At 63.6% G+C, this 3093-nt stretch carries 3 protein-coding genes; 1 reads left to right on the forward strand and 2 read right to left on the reverse strand.

The genetic code is table 11. From position 1 onward, the window contains the following. A partial coding sequence (locus EN994_RS24500) for a GMC family oxidoreductase N-terminal domain-containing protein (protein ID WP_127307867.1) occupies positions 1–1392 on the forward strand: 1392 nt, incomplete at its 5' end. Between the two features lie 123 nt (positions 1393–1515). Here the strand turns inward: EN994_RS24500 and EN994_RS24505 are convergent. Both EN994_RS24505 and EN994_RS24510 read right to left on the reverse strand, forming a co-directional pair. Next, a complete protein-coding gene (locus EN994_RS24505; protein WP_063169014.1) occupies positions 1516–2538 on the reverse strand; it encodes a fatty acid desaturase in 1023 nt (340 codons plus the stop codon). 152 nt (positions 2539–2690) lie between these two features. Beyond that, a partial coding sequence (locus EN994_RS24510; RefSeq protein WP_348631686.1) for a hypothetical protein occupies positions 2691–3093 on the reverse strand: 403 nt, incomplete at its 5' end.

Genomic DNA, 3093 nt, shown 5'->3' on the forward strand with positions numbered 1-3093 from the left:
GGCGGCCGCAAGGGCTACCAGCCGCGCGGCAAGGCGCTGGGCGGCTCCAGCGCCATCAATGCGATGCTCTATGTCAGGGGCCATCGCAGCGACTATGACGAATGGGCCGATCTGGGCTGTGAGGGCTGGTCATGGGATGAGGTTCTGCCCTATTTCCGGCGCGCCGAAGGCAATGAGCGCGGCACTGATGCCCTGCATGGCGGGGACGGCCCGTTGAAAGTGTCGAACCAGCGCTCGCCGAGGCCAATCGCCAAGGCCTTCATAGAGGCTTGTGCCGAAAACCAGATTCGCGCCTTGGACGATTTCAACGGACCGGAACAAGAGGGCGCCGGCTATTTCCAGGTGACCCAATTTGCCGGTGGCGCCCGTAATGGCGAGCGCTGTTCGACTGCCGCCGCCTATCTCCATCCGGTGATGCAGCGGACCAATCTGACCGTGATCACGCGGGCGCACGCCACAGGCATCGTCCTTGACGGCAAGCGGGCCACCGGTATCCGCTACCGGACACGCAAAGGCGAGGCAGTGGCGCAGGCGTCGTGCGAGGTGATCCTGTGTGGCGGTGCCTTCGGTTCGCCGCAGTTTCTGTTGCTGTCGGGTATCGGCCCGGCGGCCGAACTTGCCGTGCATGGCGTTCCCGTCGTCCACGAATTGCCGGGCGTCGGCAAGAACCTGCAGGACCACCTCGATTTCATCGTCGGCTGGAGATCGAAGGACACCGATATGCTTGGCATGAGCCCGCGCGGCGCGTTGGGTTTCCTACGGCATATCGCGCAGTGGCGGCGGGATGGGACCGGGCTGATCGCCTCGCCGGCGGCCGAGAGCGGCGCTTTCGTCAAATCCGACCCGGCGCTTGAGCGCCCTGACCTGCAGCTGCAATTCGTCATCGGGCTGGTCGAAAACCATGCGCGCACGCTGCACTACGGCTTCGGCTTCTCCTGTCATGTCTGCATATTGCGGCCGCACTCGCGTGGCGAGGTTGGGCTGGCCAGCGCCGATCCACTTGCCGCGCCGCGCATCGATCCGCGCTTTCTCAGCGACCAGCGCGATGCGGAGCTGCTGTTGAAAGGCGTGAGGATCACCCGGCAGGTGCTGGCTTCACCGGCGCTGACGCGCTACCGGCACAAGGAAATGCACATCGCCGGCGAGCCAAGCGATGCCGATCTGATGACCCATATCCGTACCCGCGCCGACACGGTCTATCACCCGGTCGGCTCCTGTCGGATGGGCGTCGACGAGATGGCGGTGGTCGATCCGCAACTCAAGGTGCGCGGGCTTGAAGCCTTGCGTGTCGTGGACGCCTCGGTGATGCCGACACTGATTGGTGGCAACACCAATGCGCCAACCATCATGATCGCCGAAAAGGCCGCCGACATGATCAGGGCTGCCTGGTAGGAGCTCCAGGCGCGGTGCCTATAGACTGGCGGTCGTTTTACTTTTCTTGGTTTGACGCAATTGCCCCAGGGAAAACGCTACGCGCTTTCCCTGGAAACCGTTCACCACTTCTGCTGGAATTGCTTAAGCCGCCGCCCGTGCCTCGCGGAACGACACCAGCTTGCGGCGGTTCTCGTCCCACAACGCCAGTTTAACGCAGCGCAGGCTTTCCAGCAGCGTGACACGGCCGATGTCGCGCAGCTCGGGATAATCCCGCAGCACTTCCTGCAACCGGTAGCACGGCACCTTGGCGGAGAGGTGATGGACGTGATGGACACCGATGTTGCCGGTGAACCAGTTCAGCACCGGCGGGAGGTCGTAATAGGACGATCCGTGCAAGGCGGCGTGCTGGAATTCCCAGTCGACATCCTTCGCCCATTCCGTTTCCTCGAACTGGTGCTGGACATAGAACAGCCAGATGCCGGCCGAACCGGCGAGGATGACGATCGGCAGGTGGACCACCAGGAACGCGCCGGGACCGACGAACCAAATGAGGATGGCTGCTGCGACCGCGATGCCAAGATTGGTGGTCATCGACGACACCCAAGGGGTCAGGCCGCCGCGCATCATGCCGACGGGCAGCCTTTGCTCGAAGATGAACAGCCAGATCGGACCGAGCCCGAACATCACCAGCGGGTGGCGATAGAGACGATAGGCAAGGCGGCCTCGCCACGACATCTGCCGGTATTCTGCAACGGTCAGCGTCCGGATGTCGCCCATGCCGCGTTCGTCAAGATTGCCGGCGCTGGCGTGGTGGGTCGCGTGGGCGCGCCGCCAGCAATCGTAGGGCGTCAGCGTCAGGATGCCGAGCGCGCGGCCGATCCAGTCGTCCGCGTAGCGATTGGCGAAGAAGGAGCCGTGGCCGCAATCGTGCTGGATCATGAAGATGCGCACCAGAAACCCGGCCGCGGGAAGGATGAGGATCAGTCCCCACCAATGGCCATAGGCATAGGCCGCCGAGGACAGGCCCCAGAGCATGGCGAATGGAATGAGAGTGATGGCGAGTTCGACGGTGCTGCGCCGCCTGTCAGGCTTCTTGTAGCGGGCGAGAATCTTCAGCCAGGCGCGCTTGCTGTTGGCGACCGTCTCAGGGGAAATCATGTTCATCAGGAAGCATAGGCGGGGTGCCTCGCCGCCGCAAGGCGACATCACGCAAAATTACTGTGCGTAATTGTCGCGTGGCCCGGCGGTCGAGCCAGCCAACCGCCGGTTCGACCTGCTGATGATTCTGAGCGTCGGTTTTCCGCTGAGGTCGATCGCTATTCGCGATCGAGGATGGGACAGCCGCGCTCGGTGCCAAAAGTCACGCGCACGCGGTCGCCACCCTGTCTGCCGCGGACTGTGATCTCCCGGCGGCCGACGGACTCTATCCTTGCGCGGCGGATGCCCATTCGGTCTGCCTTGTCGAGGGCCCGGTCCTCCGTGCAGCCTCGTTGACGGCGGTCGCGCCGGTCGTCGCGACGGGGGCCTTCGCAATCGTCATAGGCGGGGTCGCAATCTTCCATGAGCTTCAGCCGCGGGCCATGTTTGCCCAATTGCAGCTGCAGATTGTCTGCTTGTGCCGGAAAAGCCGCCAAGGTGATGGCGCCGAGGCCGACAAGCGCCATCAGCGATGAGGTGATCGAAACCTTGCGCACTACGTCCTCCATTTTGAACCACAAC

Origin of the sequence: Mesorhizobium sp. M7A.F.Ca.CA.002.09.1.1, from assembly GCF_003998555.1 — a bacterium.
In the GTDB taxonomy this organism is placed as follows: Bacteria; Pseudomonadota; Alphaproteobacteria; order Rhizobiales; family Rhizobiaceae; genus Mesorhizobium; species Mesorhizobium ciceri.

Bases quoted from the DNA above. Each gene is read 5' to 3' on its own strand.
- EN994_RS24505 (WP_063169014.1), bottom strand. From the start codon at position 2,538: ATGAACATGATTTCCCCTGAGACGGTCGCCAACAGCAAGCGCGCCTGG.